17 protein-coding genes are annotated in these 15,606 nt (G+C 67.0%); 3 read left to right on the top strand and 14 right to left on the bottom strand.

Features of this window, described 5'->3' with window-relative positions; translation table 11 throughout:
* Positions 1 to 10: 10 nt before the first annotated feature.
* From ureG to ureA, 7 genes are read right to left on the bottom strand one after another with little or no spacing between them, the layout of a single operon-like run.
* Positions 11 to 658, bottom strand: coding sequence for an urease accessory protein UreG (gene ureG / locus H8R02_RS11955; RefSeq protein ID WP_187081653.1), 648 nt, complete (start codon positions 656 to 658; stop codon positions 11 to 13).
* The gene (locus H8R02_RS11960) at positions 655 to 1,362 is read right to left on the bottom strand and encodes an urease accessory protein UreF (protein WP_435531270.1); all 708 of its coding nucleotides are present in this window, start codon (positions 1,360 to 1,362) and stop codon (positions 655 to 657) included. Before H8R02_RS11960 ends, ureG begins: the two co-directional genes overlap by 4 nt.
* Positions 1,301 to 1,873, bottom strand: a complete 573-nt coding sequence (gene ureE / locus H8R02_RS11965) for an urease accessory protein UreE (protein WP_187081654.1) — start codon at positions 1,871 to 1,873, stop codon at positions 1,301 to 1,303. The genes H8R02_RS11960 and ureE overlap by 62 nt, the downstream gene beginning before the upstream one ends.
* Positions 1,870 to 3,588: an urease subunit alpha gene (gene ureC / locus H8R02_RS11970; protein ID WP_187081655.1), complete on the bottom strand. Its 1,719-nt coding sequence runs from the start codon at positions 3,586 to 3,588 to the stop codon at positions 1,870 to 1,872. The genes ureE and ureC overlap by 4 nt, the downstream gene beginning before the upstream one ends.
* A complete protein-coding gene (locus tag H8R02_RS11975) occupies positions 3,589 to 3,894 on the bottom strand; it encodes an urease subunit beta (protein WP_187081656.1) in 306 nt (101 codons plus the stop codon).
* A complete protein-coding gene (locus H8R02_RS11980; RefSeq protein ID WP_187081657.1) occupies positions 3,894 to 4,061 on the bottom strand; it encodes a hypothetical protein in 168 nt (55 codons plus the stop codon). Before H8R02_RS11980 ends, H8R02_RS11975 begins: the two co-directional genes overlap by 1 nt.
* Before the next feature lie 13 nt (positions 4,062 to 4,074).
* Positions 4,075 to 4,377 (bottom strand): urease subunit gamma, encoded by a 303-nt coding sequence (gene ureA / locus H8R02_RS11985; RefSeq protein WP_187081658.1) that lies wholly within the window; start codon positions 4,375 to 4,377, stop codon positions 4,075 to 4,077.
* A 70-nt stretch (positions 4,378 to 4,447) separates the two neighbouring features.
* Here ureA and H8R02_RS11990 point away from each other — a divergent pair, with 70 nt between their 5' ends.
* Both H8R02_RS11990 and H8R02_RS11995 read left to right on the top strand, forming a co-directional pair.
* Positions 4,448 to 7,885, top strand: coding sequence for a hybrid sensor histidine kinase/response regulator (locus H8R02_RS11990; RefSeq protein WP_187081659.1), 3,438 nt, complete (start codon positions 4,448 to 4,450; stop codon positions 7,883 to 7,885).
* A complete protein-coding gene (locus H8R02_RS11995) occupies positions 7,882 to 8,829 on the top strand; it encodes a response regulator transcription factor (RefSeq protein WP_187081660.1) in 948 nt (315 codons plus the stop codon). The genes H8R02_RS11990 and H8R02_RS11995 overlap by 4 nt, the downstream gene beginning before the upstream one ends.
* Before the next feature lie 4 nt (positions 8,830 to 8,833).
* Here H8R02_RS11995 and H8R02_RS12000 read toward each other — a convergent pair whose 3' ends face one another.
* From H8R02_RS12000 to H8R02_RS12030, 7 genes are all read right to left on the bottom strand, one after another.
* Complete coding sequence (locus H8R02_RS12000; protein ID WP_187081661.1) at positions 8,834 to 9,163, bottom strand: CcdB family protein; 330 nt, start codon at positions 9,161 to 9,163, stop codon at positions 8,834 to 8,836.
* Entirely contained in the window at positions 9,163 to 9,411 is a 249-nt protein-coding gene (locus tag H8R02_RS12005) for a type II toxin-antitoxin system CcdA family antitoxin (RefSeq protein WP_187081662.1), read from the bottom strand. Before H8R02_RS12005 ends, H8R02_RS12000 begins: the two co-directional genes overlap by 1 nt.
* Positions 9,412 to 9,443: 32 nt before the next feature.
* On the bottom strand, positions 9,444 to 10,406 hold the full coding sequence (locus H8R02_RS12010) for a 4-hydroxythreonine-4-phosphate dehydrogenase PdxA (protein WP_187081663.1): 963 nt from the start codon (positions 10,404 to 10,406) through the stop codon (positions 9,444 to 9,446).
* On the bottom strand, positions 10,403 to 11,374 hold the full coding sequence (locus H8R02_RS12015) for a Bug family tripartite tricarboxylate transporter substrate binding protein (RefSeq protein ID WP_354004909.1): 972 nt from the start codon (positions 11,372 to 11,374) through the stop codon (positions 10,403 to 10,405). Before H8R02_RS12015 ends, H8R02_RS12010 begins: the two co-directional genes overlap by 4 nt.
* 47 nt (positions 11,375 to 11,421) lie before the next feature.
* Positions 11,422 to 12,774 (bottom strand): dicarboxylate/amino acid:cation symporter, encoded by a 1,353-nt coding sequence (locus H8R02_RS12020; RefSeq protein ID WP_187081664.1) that lies wholly within the window; start codon positions 12,772 to 12,774, stop codon positions 11,422 to 11,424.
* A gap of 98 nt (positions 12,775 to 12,872) precedes the next feature.
* Positions 12,873 to 13,538 (bottom strand): hemerythrin domain-containing protein, encoded by a 666-nt coding sequence (locus tag H8R02_RS12025; RefSeq protein WP_187081665.1) that lies wholly within the window; start codon positions 13,536 to 13,538, stop codon positions 12,873 to 12,875.
* Positions 13,539 to 13,550: 12 nt separating this feature from the next.
* A complete protein-coding gene (locus H8R02_RS12030; RefSeq protein WP_187081666.1) occupies positions 13,551 to 14,153 on the bottom strand; it encodes a hemerythrin domain-containing protein in 603 nt (200 codons plus the stop codon).
* Between the two features lie 139 nt (positions 14,154 to 14,292).
* Between H8R02_RS12030 and urtA the strand changes: the two genes are divergently transcribed.
* Positions 14,293 to 15,567, top strand: a complete 1,275-nt coding sequence (gene urtA, locus H8R02_RS12035; protein ID WP_187081667.1) for an urea ABC transporter substrate-binding protein — start codon at positions 14,293 to 14,295, stop codon at positions 15,565 to 15,567.
* The last annotated feature ends 39 nt before the right edge of the window (positions 15,568 to 15,606 follow it).

A 15,606-nucleotide genomic window follows, 5' to 3' on the forward strand; every position in this document is an offset into this window, starting at 1 on the left:
GGGGTCCAGTTCACGCCGCGAGCATACCCCTGCGTTCGATGAAGGTCACCACCTCCGCCAGCCCGGCGTTGGTTTTCAGGTTGGTCATCACGTACGGCTTGTCGCGGCGCATGCGCTTCGTGTCGGCTTCCATCACACCGAGGTCCGCGCCCACGTGCGGCGCGAGGTCGGTCTTGTTGATGACGAAGAGGTCGCTCTTGGTGATGCCGGGCCCGCCTTTGCGCGGGATCTTCTCGCCGGCCGCGACGTCGATCACATAGATGGTCAGGTCCGACAGCTCGGGGCTGAAGGTGGCCGCGAGGTTGTCGCCGCCGGACTCGACGAAGACGATGTCCGCATCGGGGAAGTCGCCGAGCATGCGGTCGATGGCTTCGAGGTTGATCGACGCATCTTCGCGGATCGCGGTGTGCGGGCAGCCGCCGGTCTCCACGCCCATGATGCGCTCGGCGGGCAGCGCGCCGCTCACCGTGAGCAGGCGCTGGTCTTCCTTGGTGTAGATGTCGTTGGTGATCGCGACGAGGTCGTACTTGTCGCGCATCGCCTTGCACAGCATCTCCAGCAGCGTCGTCTTGCCCGAGCCGACGGGGCCGCCGATGCCCACGCGCAGCGGCGGCAGTTTCTTGGTGCGGTTGGCGATGTGGTGCAGGGCGGTGGTCATGAGCGGAAGAGGCGGGAGTACTGGGTTTCGTGCTGGGCCGAGAGGATGGCGAGCATCGGGGCGAAGGACTGGCGCTCGGCGTTGTCAAGCGCGAGCGCATGGTCCACCGCAATGGGGATCTCGCCGGCGAGCTTCATCAGGATGCGCTGGCCCGCGGACTGGCCGAGAGGCACCGCCTTGATCGCGGCCTGCATCATGTTCTCGGACCAGCCGAAGGCGAAGGCCAGTGCGATCTCGCGCAGCGTGGCCGTGGTCTTGTACGCCGCGGCCGCGAACGCGACCGGGTAGGTCCACCGGACCTCGCTCGTGTCGCCGAGCGACTTCATCCACTCGCCGAGCGAACGGCCCATCTGTTCGGTCTGCAGGCGCAGTTCGCTCGTCTCGCGCGTGGCGCGCACCCACGCGTCGAGCGCTTCGCATTGCGCCGTGTCGGCGTCGCGGAAAGCCTGCGTGGCTCGTGCGACGACGGCGATGTCGGCGCGCGCGAGCGTCATGTGCAATTGATCGGCGAGCCAATTCGCCGCCGTGGCTTCGTCGGTGACGAGCCCGCGGTCCACCGCAGCCTCCAGCCCTTCGGAATACGAGAAGCCGCCCACCGGCAGCGCGGGCGATGCGAGCCAGATCAGCCGCAGCAGCGCGGCGTCAGTGGTCGTGGTGGTGGCCGTGGTCATGGCCGTGGTGCTCGTGACCGTGTTCGTGGCCATGGTCGTGGCCGGGGCCGTGTCCATGGTGATCGTGCCCGTGCGAATGCGCCTGCCCGCCGGCACTGTACGCCCCGCCTTCCGGCTCGAACGGTGCGTTCGCCTCCTCCACGTCGAGGTGCATCGCGCGCAGCATCTGCGCCAGCACGTGGTCAGGCTCGATCTTCAGGTGGTCGGGCTTGAGCTCGATCTGCACGTGGCGGTTGCCGAGGTGGTACGCGGCGCGGGTCAAGTCGAACGGCGAGCCGTGCTCCTTGCAGGGCGTGACAACAAGAACCGGCTGCGGCGCGGCGAGCACGCGCACCAGCGAGCCGTCCTCGGCAACGAGCACGTCGCCACCGCGCACGACAGTCCCACGCGGCAGGAAGACGCCCAGCTGCCGCCCCTGCGAGTCGGTGGCTTCGAAGCGGCTTTTCTGCCGCACGTCCCAGTCGAGCTCGACCGTCGCGGCGCGCTTGAGCAGCACGGGCGCGAGGCCGTGGCCTTGGGAGAGAACCTTGGAAACGGTGATCAAAACAGGAAGTACCTTTGAGCCATGGGCAGTATTTTCGCCGGCTCGCAGGTCAGCAGCACGCCGTCCGCCCGCACGGCATAGGTCTGCGCGTCGATCTCCATCTTCGGCGCGTAGCCGTTGTGCACGAGGTCCTTCTTGCGCACCTGGCGGATGTTCTTCACCACGCCGAGCGTCTTGGCAAGGCCGTAGCGATCGCCCACGCCGGCCTTCATCGCGGCCTGCGAGACGAAGGTGAGCGAGCCTTTCGCGATGGCGCCGCCGAAGGAGCCGAACATGGGCCGGTAGTGCACCGGCTGCGGCGTCGGAATCGAGGCATTGGCATCGCCCATCGCCGCGAGCGCAATGAAGCCGCCCTTGATCACCAGCGACGGCTTCACGCCGAAGAACGCCGGCTTCCAGATCACGAGGTCGGCCCACTTGCCCGGCTCGACGCTGCCCACCTCGTGCGAGATGCCGTGCGAGATGGCGGGGTTGATGGTGAGCTTGGCGACATAGCGCTTCGCGCGGAAGTTGTCGTGGCGCTCGCTGTCGCCCGGCAACTTGCCGCGCTGCAGCTTCATCTTGTGCGCGGTCTGCCAGCACCGCAGAATGACCTCGCCCACGCGCCCCATCGCCTGCGAGTCCGACGAGAACATGCTGATCGCGCCCAGGTCGTGCAGGATGTCCTCGGCAGCGATCGTCTCCTTGCGGATGCGGCTCTCGGCGAAAGCCAGGTCCTCGGGGATCGACGGGTCGAGGTGGTGGCACACCATGAGCATGTCGACGTGCTCGTCGAGCGTGTTCACGGTGTAGGGCATCGTGGGGTTGGTCGACGAAGGCAGGAAGTTTGCCTCGCCCACCACGCGCAGGATGTCCGGCGCATGGCCGCCGCCCGCGCCTTCTGTGTGGAACGCGCACAGCGCGCGGCCCTTGGTCGCGGCGATGGTGTCTTCCACGAAGCCCGACTCGTTGAGCGTGTCGCTGTGGATCGCCACCTGCGTGTCGGTTTCGTCCGCGACGTCGAGGCAGTTGCTGATCGCCGAAGGCGTGGTGCCCCAGTCCTCGTGCAGCTTCAGGCCGATGCCGCCCGCCTCGACCTGCTCGCGCAGCGCCTCGGGCCGGCTCGCGTTGCCCTTGCCGAGGAAGCCCAGGTTCATCGGGAAGGCATCGGCGGCCTGCAGCATGCGCTCCATGTACCAGGGGCCGGGTGTGCATGTCGTGGCGAACGTGCCCGTCGCGGGACCCGTGCCGCCGCCGAACATGGTGGTCACGCCGGACGACAGCGCCTCCTCGATCTGCTGCGGGCAGATGAAGTGGATGTGCGAATCGATCGCGCCGGCGGTGACGATGTTGCCTTCGCAGCTGATGATCTCGGTGCCCGGGCCGATGACGATGTCCACGCCGGGTTGCGTGTCGGGGTTGCCGGCCTTGCCCAGGGCCACGATGCGCCCGTCCTTCAGGCCGATGTCGCACTTGACGATGCCCCAGTGGTCCAGCACGAGTGCGTTCGTCAGCACCGTGTCGACCGCCCCTTGCGCCCGCGTGCGCTGCGACTGCGCCATGCCGTCGCGGATGGTCTTGCCGCCGCCGAACTTCACCTCTTCGCCGTAGCCGCCGGCGCGCAGCGTGTAGTCGTCCTCGACCTCGATCACCAGCTCGGTGTCGGCCAGGCGCACGCGGTCGCCCTTGGTGGGCCCGAACATTTCCGCATAGGCGCGGCGGGGGATGGTTGCCATCTACAGTTTCCCTTGCACCAAGCCGCGAAAGCCGTGGATCACGCGGTCGCCCGCGAAGTCCACGAGTTCCACGGTGCGTTGCTGCCCCGGCTCGAAGCGCACCGCGGTGCCCGACGCGATGTTCAGGCGCATCCCGCGCGCCGCGTCGCGATCGAACTTGAGCGCGCCGTTCGTTTCGGCGAAGTGGTAGTGCGAGCCCACCTGGATCGGCCGGTCCGCCGTGTTCTGCACGGCGACGGTGAGCGTGCGGCGGCCGGGGTTGAGGGTGTGGTCCCCGGGCTCGGTCAGCAGTTCGCCCGGGTTCATCACTCGCCGCGCGAAAGCAGGATGGCGAGCGTGGCGAGGACCACGACCAGCATGAAGCCCGCGGTGTCGGTCGCGTGCCAGTGCACCTCGCCCACGGCGCCATGGCCACCGTGGGCGAGTGCGGGCAGTGCGACAGCGGAAACCAGCCAGGCGGCGATGCGCTTCATGTTCGTCGGTCCTTCAAACGATGGGTTGGTGCACGGTGACGAGCTTGGTGCCGTCGGGGAAGGTGGCTTCGACCTGGATCTCCGGGATCATCTCGGCCACGCCTTCCATGACGTCGGCGCGCGTGAGCACGGCGCGGCCTTCGCTCATGAGTGCCGCGACGGTCTTGCCGTCGCGCGCGCCTTCCATGACGGCGGCGGAGATCAGGGCTACGGCCTCCGGGTAATTCAGCTTCAGCCCCCGCGCCTTGCGGCGCTCCGCCAGCAGCGCGGCGGTGAACAAGAGCAGCTTGTCTTTCTCGCGGGGGGTGAGTTCCATATGTAACGAACCATCTTAGTGCAAACCCCCAAGCGGCCCATACGCCAAAAGACGAATACCGGCACGGAAGATGCGTTGGGTTCGCGTGAGCACCGTGATCCCTATCGTCCCTGTGTCAGACGCCCCCCAGCGCGTGGTGAAGGTGCGGCGCGACTACAACAGCTGGGTGGCCAGCGAGACGATGGAGGACTACGCGCTGCGCTTCACGCCGCAGCGGTTCCGCAAGTGGTCGGTGTTCCGGGTCGCGAACACGGCCTTCGGCGCGGCGTCCTTCCTCGTCCTCGAGGCCGTGGGCGCCACGCTGCTCGTGCAGTACGGCTTCCTCAACGCGTTCTGGGCGATCGTCGCCACGGGGCTGATCATCTTCCTCGCGGGTTTGCCCATTTCGTACTACGCGGCGCGCTATGGCGTGGACATGGACCTGCTCACGCGCGGCGCGGGCTTCGGCTACATCGGCTCGACGATCACCTCGCTGATCTACGCGTCGTTCACCTTCATCTTCTTCGCGCTCGAGGCGGCGGTGATGGCGTACGCGCTCGACCTCGCGCTCGGCATCCCGCTCACCTGGGGCTACCTGATATGTGCTTTGGCGGTGATCCCGCTGGTGACGCATGGCGTCTCCGTCATCAGCCGGCTGCAGGTCTGGACGCAGCCGCTGTGGCTGGTGATGCTGGTGGTGCCTTTCGTTTACGTGCTCATGCGCGATCCCGGTGCGTTCGCCGGCATCACGCACTACGCCGGTGAAAAGGCCGTCGTCTCCGGCTTCAACCTGCACATGTTCGGTGCGGCGCTCACCGTCGGCATCGCGCTCATCACCCAGATGGGCGAGCAGGCGGACTACCTGCGCTTCATGCCGGCGATGCAGCGCGGCCGGCGCGCGGCGTGGTGGGCCGGGGTGCTCGCTGGCGGGCCGGGCTGGGTCGTGCTGGGCGTCGTCAAGATGCTGGGCGGTGCTTTCCTCGCGTACCTCGCGATCACGCACATGGTGCCGGCGGACCGCGCGGTGGACCCGAACCAGATGTACCTCGCGGCGTACGAGTACGTCTTCCCGCATTACGGGTGGGCGGTGGCCGCGACGGCGCTCTTCGTCGTCATCTCGCAGTTGAAGATCAACGTGACCAACGCCTATGCGGGTTCGCTTGCCTGGTCCAACTTCTTCTCGCGCGTCACGCACAGCCACCCGGGCCGTGTCGTGTGGGTGGTGTTCAACACGCTCATCGCGTTCATGTTGATGGCGATGAACGTGTTCGAGGCGCTCGAGCGCATCCTCGGCCTGTATTCCAACATCGCCATCGCGTGGATGATGGCCGTGGTGGCGGACCTCGTCGTCAACAAGCCGCTGGGCTTGTCGCCGAAGGGCGTGGAGTTCAAGCGGGCGTATCTCTACGACATCAATCCCGTGGGTGTGGGCGCGATGGCGCTCGCGTCGCTGCTGTCGATCAGTGCGCACCTCGGCGCCTTCGGGCCGTCGGCGCAGGCGTTCTCTTCGCTGATCGCGATGGGCGTGGCTTTCGTCGCCGCGCCTGCGATCGCATGGGCCACGAAGGGCCGCTACTACATCGCGCGGCGCGAAGCCGTCATTCCCGCGGAGGCGGGAATCCAAAGCGCCCCGAACGCCTTGGGTTCCCGCCTGCGCGGGAACGACGGGCTGCGACGCTGCGTGATCTGCGAGCGCGAGTACGAAGCCCCCGACATGGCGCACTGCCCCGCGTACCAGGGCAGCATCTGCTCCCTGTGCTGCACGCTCGACGCGCGCTGCGGCGACCTGTGCAAGCCGCACGCGAGCCTGTCGTCGCAATGGGGCGCCGCGCTGCGCTGGCTGCTGCCGAAGCGTGCCTGGCCCTACCTCGACAGCGGCGTCGGCCACTTCCTGCTGCTGATGCTCGTGGTGGTGCCGCTGCTCGGCGTGTTCGTCGAGTTCACGGTGCGCAGCGGCTTCTCGCATGCCTACATGGCGATGCTGCTCGTTGCCGGCATCGTGTGCTGGTGGCTGGTGCTCGCGCACAAGAGCCGGCAGGTGGCGCAGGAGGAGTCCAACCGCCAGACGCATCTGCTGATGCGTGAGATCGACTCGCACCGGCAGACCGACGAAGCGCTGCAGCAGGCCACGCGCGCGGCGGAGCAGGCCAACCAGGCCAAGAGCCGCTACATCAGCGCCATCAGCCACGAGCTGCGCACGCCGCTCAATTCCATCCTCGGCTATGCGCAGCTGATGGGCGAGGACGCGGCGATCCCGGAACACCGCAAGCACGCCGTCAACGTCATCCGCCGCGGCGGCGAGCACCTGCTGTCGCTGATCGAGGGCACGCTGGACATCGCCCGCATCGAGTCGGGCAAGCTCACGCTCAGCGTCAAGCCGATGCGCTTCGCGGACACGGTGCACGAGATGGCGGGGCTCTTCGAGCTGCAGGCGGCGGCCAAGGGGCTGTCGTTCCGCTTCGACGTGCAGGGCACGATCCCCGAGGTGGTCCGTGCCGACGAGAAGCGCGTGCGGCAGATCTTCATCAACCTGCTGGCCAACGCGATCAAGTTCACGTCGGCAGGGCACGTCGTGTTCCGCGTGCGGCATGCGCGCGAGATGGCGCTCGTCGAAGTCGAGGACACCGGGCCGGGCATGACGAAGGAGGAGCTGGCGAAGATCTTCGAGCCCTTCGCACGCGCCAGTTCCGCCGCGCACTCGGTGCCCGGCGCCGGCCTGGGGCTCACCATTGCGAAGATGCTGGCCGACCTGATGGGCGGCGAGCTCTCGGCCACCAGCACGCCGGGCGAAGGCTCGGTGTTCCGCGTGCGGCTCTTCCTGCCGGAGGTGCGCACGGCGTCGCTGCCCAAGGTCGAGGGCACGCGTGTGCGACGCGGCTACAGCGGCGAGCGCCGCCGCATCCTCGTCGTGGACAACGAAGAAAACGACCGCGATGTGCTCGTGCAACTGCTCGAGCCGCTCGGCTTCGAGCTGCGCACCGCCGCGAGCGGCCACGACGCGCTGGACCTCCTTGCCGCCGGCCTGCAGCCGCACGCCATCCTGATGGACCTCGCCATGCCCGGCATCGACGGCTGGGAGACGATCCGCCGCATCCGGCGCATGGAGGGCGTGACACCGAAGATCGCCGTCGTCTCCGCCAACGCATTCGACAAGGGGCTGGACAACGACGCCGGCATCCGCACCGAAGACTTCATCGTCAAGCCCGTGCGCCACAGCGAGCTGCTCGACTGGCTGGAGCGCCAGCTGGGGCTGCAGTGGCTCGATGCCGCCGCGCCCCCGCCCACTTCGGCCCCGGCCGCCGCGCCGTGGCAGCTTCCGCGCGAGGAGCTGCTCACGCCGCTGCTGGAAGCCGTGCAGCTCGGTTACTACCGCGGCATCCTCAACCAGCTCGACGCGATCGAAGCCGCGCAGCCCGAATGCGCGTCGTTCGCGGCGGCGTTGCGCGAGCTTGCGCGCCAGTTCCAGTTCGAAACCATCGCGCGCGAGCTCGCGCGCTACGCACCCCAACCCGAAGGCGCCCCCAGATGAACCACGTACTCGACCGCGCCAACACCGACGTCGTCCTCATCGTCGACGACGTCCCCGACAACCTTTCCGTGCTGCACGATGCGCTGGACGAATCGGGCTACACCGTACTCGTCGCCACGAGTGGCGAGGCCGCGCTGCAGCGCGCCGCGCAGGCCGTGCCGGACATCGTGCTGCTCGACGCCATGATGCCGGGCATCGACGGCTTCGAAGTGGCCAAGCGCCTGAAGGCGTCACCCGCAACGGCCCACGTGCCGATCATCTTCATGACAGGCTTGACCGAGACCGAGCATCTCGTCGCGGCGCTCGACGCGGGCGGCGTGGATTACGTCACCAAGCCGATCAAGCCGAAGGAAGTGCTTGCGCGCATGGGCGTGCACATGCAGGGCGCGCGGCAGGCGCGGCAGACGCGCAATGCGCTCGATGCGTTCGGCTATGCAAGCATCACGGTGCGTCCGTCCGACGGCCGCTTGATGTGGCAGACCACGCTGGCGCGCGACCTGCTGCTCGCTTACTTCGGCACGAGCTCACCCGAAACCCCGGCGCCCATCCTCGAGTGGCTGCGCCGGCACCTGCCCGATGCGCAGCGCAACATCGAGCCGCCCAAGCTCACCGCCGACCTCGGCTCGCGCCGGCTCACCATCCGGCTGCACCAGCAGACGGGTGACGACGACTGGCTGATCGTGATGCGCGAGTGTTCCGACGATGCGGTCATCGAGTCCATGAGCCTCGCTTTCAAGCTGACGGCGAAGGAGGCCGAGGTTCTCTACTGGGTGGTGAAGGGCAAGATCAACCGGGACATCGGCGACATCCTCGGCTCGAGCCCGGCGACCGTGAAGAAGCACATGGAGCGGATCTTCGTGAAGATGGGCGTCGAGACGCGCACGGCCGCTGCTTCCATGGCGATGAACCGCATCCGGCAGTTGCATCCGCAGTTCGAGGGTTGACCTGTCAGCCCCACGAGCGGCTGAACACCTCGTCGAGTGCATCGGTAATCGCTTGGCCATGTTCGGCGAGCGATGACACCTTGGGCCCGAGTTCTTCGAAGGCGACCGACACGACTTGCAGCGGGTGAAGCGTGACGTCGGTGTTCCGGATACGAAAGATCGGATTCAGCCGCGCACCGGTCGCCGACCGTTTGCCTGAAGTGACGGTGGTGCGAGCGAGCGGCACGACCACTCTGCGGTGATACGCGTCGAAGAACGATGACTGGACGACGACAACGAAGGGGATGGCGTCGCGCTGCTTGCCCTTGTTGGCATGGACATCGAACTGGGCCACTACAGGTTCACGTGCTCGTCCGCAAACGAACCGTATTGCGCGTCGAATTCGTTCCACTCCTCGCAGAGCCTGCGCGCCTGCTCCTGCTGGCTCTCGCGCGCCTGGCGTTGCCCGGCCACGTACTCGACCAAGAGGTCTTCGACGGTGGCGGACAGGTTGGCCGTGTAGTTACGTGCCTCGTTCACGACGTCCTCGCTCAAGGTGAGATTGACCGGCCGCTTGCCGGCAGGGGTACTGCGGGACTGCATGCGCATATTATGCGCATCCATGCGCACGCGGGTCAAACCCGTGCGCGAACCGCCATCCGCACCGCGAGGTCGAAAGCTGCCTGCAGCCCTTCGACACGCGCGACGCCCTTGCCGGCGATGTCGAACGCGCTGCCGCTGGCCGACGTCGCGACCGGCACCGGCAGGCCGCCATGCAGCGTGACGCCGCGCTCGAAGCCCATCAGCTTCATCGCGATCTGGCCCTGGTCGTGGTACATCGAGACGACCGCGTCGAAGTCGCCGCGGCGCGCGGCGATGAACACCGTGTCGGGCGACCACGGCCCGCTCGCGCCGATGCCGTCGCGCTTGAGCTTCTCGACGGCGGGGGCGATCACCTCGATTTCCTCCGTGCCGATGGAGCCGTTGTCGCCGGCATGCGGGTTGAGGCCGGAGACCGCGATGCGCGGCTGCGCGACACCGGCGCGGCGCAGGGCGCGGTCGATGATCAGCACCGCATCGCGCACCGCCTCGGGCGTGATGAGCGCTGCGACGTCCTTCACCGGCACGTGCGAAGTGACACGCGACGTCCACAGCCCTCCGGTGATGTTGAACTCGCAGACGAACTCGCGCACGCCGAAACGCTTCTGCATGAACCGCAGTTCGTCCTCTTCGCCCATGCCCGCCATGCGCAGGGAGTGCTTGTTGAGCGGGGCGAAGACGATGCCGTCCGCCTGGCCGCTGCGCACGAGGTCGACCGCGGTCGTGAGCGACGAGAACGCCGAGGCTCCCGCCGCGACGCTGCATTCGCCGAGCGGTGCGTCGCCGTGCGGCTCGGGAATTTCAAGGTGTTCGATGCCCAGGCCCTTCAGGTCGAGGGCAATACCGGCGGCCTGCTCGCCGGCTGCGAGCGTGGAGGCGGGCGCGACGAGCAGCACCTCGGCGGCTTGCGTGGTTGCCGGCTGCGCGAGCAGCTTCACGCCCATCTCGGGCCCGACGCCGGCGGGGTCACCGAGCACGAAGGCGATGCGCGGCTTCATTGGCCCTCCGGCTTGATGTTGGCGTCCTTCACCAGCTTGCCGAAGCGCTCGTACTCCTGCCGGTTCATCTCAGCGAACTGCTCGACGGAGAGGGCGCCCACATCGCCGCCGAGGCCGCGGATGCGCGCCTGCACGTCGGGCAGCTTCAGCACCTTGTTCAGCTCGGCGACGAGCCGGTCCACCACCGGTTTCGGCGTGCCCGCGGTCACGTACATGCCGTACCACGTCGTCACGTCGGCACCCCTCACGCCCTGCTCGGCGAGCGTGGGCACGTCGGGCAATTCCTGCGACCGCTTCTCGGCGGTAACCGCCAGCGGCCGGAACTTGCCGGCGCGAATCTGCGACATCGCGGACGAGGTGCTGTCGAACATCATGCTCACCTCGCCCGAGATCACGTCGACGTGCGCCTGCGAGCTGCCCTTGTAGGGGATGTGGATCGCCTTCGTGTTGGTGATCAGCGTGAAGGCTTCGCCGGCGATGTGCTGCGTGCTGCCGATGCCGGAGGACGCGTACTTGAACGAGCCCGGCTTCTCCACCATCGCAGCCAGCAGTTCCTTCACGTTGCGATAGGGCGCCGTCGCGGGCACGACCAGCACGTTGGGCATCACGGCGACCAGCCCCACGGGCACCAGGTCCTTCAGCGGATCGAACTTCAGTTTCAGCAGGTGCGGCGCGATCGCCTGGCCGGTGTTGGTGGCGAGCAGCAACGTCGTGCCGTCCGGCGCGGCGCGGGCCGTGAGTTCGGCGGCGATGGTGTTGGACGCACCGGGCCGGTTCTCCACGACCACCGACTGCTTGAAGTCCGGCGCGAATTTCTCGGCGAGCATGCGCGCGAGGATGTCGGTGCCGCCTCCGGGCGACGCGCCCACCATGATGCGCACGGGCTTGTCGGGCCAGCCCTGTGCGTGGGCGAGAGGGGCAAATGCGAGTGCGGCTGCGAGGGGCAGCCAGTGGCGGCGGGAAATCACGCGGTTGTCTCCTGTTCTTGCCGCCACAGGGTAACCGAGAACCCAGGTCAGGGCCGCACCGGCGCCATGTGGTCGTCCTTCGCCTCGTGGATCACCTCGGGCTCGTCGGCCTCGACGTCCGACGGGTTCGCCAGGCGCGCCTGCATCTGCTCGACGTCGAGGTCGCCGGTCCACTTCGCGACCACCAGCGTGGCGACCGCATTGCCCACCAGGTTGGTCAGCGCACGCGCCTCGGACATGAACCGGTCGATGCCCAGGATCAGCGCGAGGCCGGCCACCGGCACGTCACCCACAGCGGAAAGCGTCGCTGCGAGCACGATGAACCCGCTGCCCGTGACACCCGCCGCACCCTTCGACGTGAGCAGCAGCACCGCCAGCAGCGTCAGCTCCTGCATCAGCGTCATGTGCGTGTTGGTCGCCTGCGCGATGAACACGGCGGCCATCGTGAGGTAGATCGACGTGCCATCGAGGTTGAACGAATAGCCCGTGGGGATGACAAGGCCCACGGTGCTCTTCTTCGCGCCCAGGTTCTCCAGCTTCTCCATCATGCGCGGCAGCACGGACTCGGAGGACGACGTGCCCAGCACGATCAGCAGTTCCTCCTTGATGTACTTGATCAAGCGCCACACCGAGAACCCATGGGCACGTGCGATGCCGCCCAGCACGACGAAGACGAACACCAGGCACGTGAGGTAGAACGACCCCATCAGCTTGCCCAGCGAGAACAGCGAGCCCAGGCCGTACTTGCCGATGGTGAACGCCATCGCGCCGAAAGCACCGATCGGCGCCAGCTTCATGATGTAGCCGACGATGGTGAAGAGCACGTGCGAGCTCTTCTCGATCACGTCGAACACCAGCGTGCCGCGGCCGCCGAACTTGTGCAGCGCGAAGCCGAAGAGCAGCGCCAGCAGCAGCACCTGCAGGATCTCGCCCTTGGCGAAGGCGTCGAAGAACTGCGTCGGGATGACGTTGAGCAGGAAGTCCGTCGTGCTGGCCATCTTGCCGGGGCCGGTGTACGCGGCGATGCCTTTGGTGTCGAGCGTCGCGGCGTTGACGTTCATGCCCGAGCCGGGCTGCAGCACGTTGACGACGACCAGGCCGATGATCAGCGCGACGGTGCTGACGATCTCGAAGTACAGCAGCGCGAGGCCGCCGGTCTTGCCGACCTTCTTCATGTCCTCCATGCCGGCGATGCCCACCACCACTGTGCAGAAGATGATCGGCGCGATCATCATCTTGATCAGCTTGATGAAGCCGTCGCCCAGCGGCTTGAGCGACGCACCGAACTCGGGCGCGAAGTGGCCGACGAGCACGCCGGCCACGACGGCGACGATGACCTGGAAGTAGAGGGAGCGGTACAGCGGCTTGCGCGGCTGCGCAGCATCGGCGGCGGACGACATGGGCAGTTCCTTTTCCTTTGGGGATGCGGAACTTTAGGGATTCAGGGTTTCCCCCGAATCCGGGATTGCCACATCGTTGAGTCAGGTCAAAGTCAGCGTCACGGCAGGCGTGCCAGGACGCGCGACGCGACCGTCTTGTGCCCCGGCAGCAGGTTCTGCACCTGCGCCATCAGCTTGCGCCGCTTCATCATGCGGTGGGCGTGCGTGACCGCCTGCTCCATGGCGTTGCGCTTGGCGACCAGCAGGCCGCCGAGCAGCACCGCGCCCGCGGCGATCAGCAGCCCGCTGCCGCTCATGGAGCGCGCCATGCCGCTGGCCATCTCCGGCGCGCGCGGCGCCATGAGGTGCATCTTGCGGCGCGACCAGCGCGAGCCGAGGTCGTCCAGCTCCTTCACCAGCACGCGTTCGGCCAGAGGCAGCAGCACCGTCTCTTCGTCCGCCACGTGGTGGATGATGTTCTGCATCAGCGTGTAGAACGTGGAGTCGAGCTCGGGGCCCGTGCCTTCCATCGCGCGCAGGCGCGCGATGAGCTGCTTCATCTCGTAGTGCTCGGGCTCGCTCTTGCGCAGCACCTCGTTGTCGCTCACCTCGCGCAGCGCGGGGTAGAAGATTTCTTCCTCCAGCGTGGCGTGCACTTCCACGGCGAGGCAGACCTGGTCCACCAGGCCCTTCTTCACGCGCGCGGAGAGCGAGGGTTCGTACTTGTGGAACACCGCCATCACGTGCGTGTGGTCCATGCGGATCATCCTGGTGACCGACGTCATTTCAGTTTCCTTTCAGAAGGCGGAGCGGCGTGTCCAGGGGCGCGCCATGGGGCCGTGGCGCACCATCAGGAAGCCGCCGTTGAGCAAGGTGGTGGCGGTGGACATCAGCATGCGCGGCGACAGCGACCGCGCGAAGCTGCCTGCGTACTCGCCGCCGCGGGAAGCCATCATCTCGAACCGGCGCTTCGCGAAGCGCGCACCCATGTCCTGCAGCTGCTCCGGGATCAGCCGCTCGGCGGCCGGCAGCAGCTGCGACTCCTCGTCGGCGACGTGGTGCATCACCAGGCGCATCAGCTCGAAGAAGCTCTCGTCGAACATCGGGTCGGTCGTCACCATCTGCCGCAGCCGCGCAATGAGCGTGCGCATCTCGTCGTGCTCCACCGGGCTCTTGCGCATCAGGTCGTTGTCGAAGACCAGGCGCAGTACCGGGTAGAAGATCTCTTCCTCCAGCTGCGCGTGGGTTTCGAGCGACAGGCAGACGCTGTCCACGATGCCGCGCTTGAGGCGGTCCGAGAGCGTCGTCTCGTACTGGTGGAACGTCGCCGCCACGTGCGTGTGGTCCAGGCGGATCAGGTTGGTGATGCTCGGGGCGAGCTGGGTGAGGACGGTGGCCATGGCTCCATTGCACCCAGCCGCAGCGCGCGGCCTTGTCGGACGGCGGCGCATACGCCATGTGTCGTATTCCTGCCTGGCTGGGCCGTTCCCAGAATGGGACCTGTCGATATTTCCAACCCCGCTCAAGGAGCTCGCACACATGCAACGTCGTTTCACCCTCAAGGCGCTCACCGCCGCGGTCGCCCTGGCGAGCCTCGGTACCGCCGCCGTCGCCCAGTCCGGCGGCACCATCAAGGTCGGCATCCTCCACAGCCTGTCCGGCACGATGGCGATTTCGGAGACGGTCCTGAAGGACACCGCCCTGATGGCCATCGAGGAGATCAACGCCAAGGGCGGCGTGCTCGGCAAGAAGCTCGAGCCCGTCGTCGTGGACCCGGCCTCCAACTGGCCCCTCTTCGCCGAGAAGACCAAGCAGCTGCTGGGCCAGGACAAGGTGGCCGTGATGTTCGGCTGCTGGACCTCGGTGTCGCGCAAGTCCGTGCTGCCGGTGGTCGAGGAGATGAACGGCCTGCTGTTCTACCCCGTGCAGTACGAGGGCGAGGAGCTGTCCAAGAACGTGTTCTACACGGGTGCCGCGCCCAACCAGCAGGCCATCCCCGCCGTGGAATACCTGATGAGCAAGGAAGGCGGCGGCGCCAAGCGCTTCGTGCTGCTGGGCACGGACTACGTCTACCCCCGCACCACCAACAAGATCCTGCGCGCCTTCCTGAAGAGCAAGGGCGTGAAGGACAGCGACATCGACGAGAAGTACACGCCGTTCGGCCACGCCGACTACCAGACCATCGTTGCGGACATCAAGAAGTTCTCCGCCGGTGGCAAGACGGCCGTGATCTCCACGATCAATGGCGACTCCAACGTGCCGTTCTACAAGGAGCTGGGCAACGCCGGCCTGAAGGCCAAGGACGTGCCGGTGGTGGCGTTCTCCGTGGGTGAAGAGGAGCTGCGCGGCGTCGATACCAAGCCGCTGGTGGGCCACCTGGCCGCCTGGAACTACTTCATGTCGGTGAAGAACCCGACGAACGACGAGTTCACCAAGAAGTGGGCCGCGTACGCCAAGGCCAAGAACATTGCCGGCCACAAGGACAAGCCGCTGACCAACGACCCGATGGAAGCCACCTACATCGGCGTGTACATGTGGAAGCAGGCCGTCGAGAAGGCCAAGTCGACCGACGTCGACAAGGTCATCGCCGCAATGGGCGGCCAGACGTTCAAGGCCCCGTCCGGCTTCACGGCCAAGATGGACGAGAAGAACCACCACCTCCACAAGCCGGTGTTCATCGGCGAAGTGAAGGCCGACGGCCAGTTCAACGTGGTGTGGAAGACGCCCGGCCCGGTCAAGGCCAAGCCCTGGTCGCCCTTCATCGAAGGCAACGACAAGAAGAAGGACGAGCCGGACGGCAAGTCGAAGACCTGAACGGGTGTTTGCGTGAAGGGCGGCGTGCCGCCCTTTGCA

This window comes from Ramlibacter albus (assembly GCF_014297445.1).
GTDB classification, from domain to species: Bacteria; Pseudomonadota; Gammaproteobacteria; order Burkholderiales; family Burkholderiaceae_C; genus Ramlibacter; species Ramlibacter albus.

Coding starts and splice junctions, on each gene's coding strand:
- ureG (WP_187081653.1), bottom strand. CDS start 658: ATGACCACCGCCCTGCACCACATCGCCAACCGCACCAAGAAACTGCCG.
- H8R02_RS11960 (WP_435531270.1), bottom strand. CDS start 1,362: ATGGCCACGAACACGGTCACGAGCACCACGGCCATGACCACGGCCACC.
- ureC (WP_187081655.1), bottom strand. CDS start 3,588: ATGGCAACCATCCCCCGCCGCGCCTATGCGGAAATGTTCGGGCCCACC.
- H8R02_RS11975 (WP_187081656.1), bottom strand. CDS start 3,894: ATGAACCCGGGCGAACTGCTGACCGAGCCCGGGGACCACACCCTCAAC.
- H8R02_RS11980 (WP_187081657.1), bottom strand. CDS start 4,061: ATGAAGCGCATCGCCGCCTGGCTGGTTTCCGCTGTCGCACTGCCCGCA.
- ureA (WP_187081658.1), bottom strand. CDS start 4,377: ATGGAACTCACCCCCCGCGAGAAAGACAAGCTGCTCTTGTTCACCGCC.
- H8R02_RS11990 (WP_187081659.1), top strand. CDS start 4,448: ATGCGTTGGGTTCGCGTGAGCACCGTGATCCCTATCGTCCCTGTGTCA.
- H8R02_RS11995 (WP_187081660.1), top strand. CDS start 7,882: ATGAACCACGTACTCGACCGCGCCAACACCGACGTCGTCCTCATCGTC.
- H8R02_RS12005 (WP_187081662.1), bottom strand. CDS start 9,411: ATGCAGTCCCGCAGTACCCCTGCCGGCAAGCGGCCGGTCAATCTCACC.
- H8R02_RS12010 (WP_187081663.1), bottom strand. CDS start 10,406: ATGAAGCCGCGCATCGCCTTCGTGCTCGGTGACCCCGCCGGCGTCGGG.
- H8R02_RS12020 (WP_187081664.1), bottom strand. CDS start 12,774: ATGTCGTCCGCCGCCGATGCTGCGCAGCCGCGCAAGCCGCTGTACCGC.
- H8R02_RS12025 (WP_187081665.1), bottom strand. CDS start 13,538: ATGACGTCGGTCACCAGGATGATCCGCATGGACCACACGCACGTGATG.
- H8R02_RS12030 (WP_187081666.1), bottom strand. CDS start 14,153: ATGGCCACCGTCCTCACCCAGCTCGCCCCGAGCATCACCAACCTGATC.
- urtA (WP_187081667.1), top strand. CDS start 14,293: ATGCAACGTCGTTTCACCCTCAAGGCGCTCACCGCCGCGGTCGCCCTG.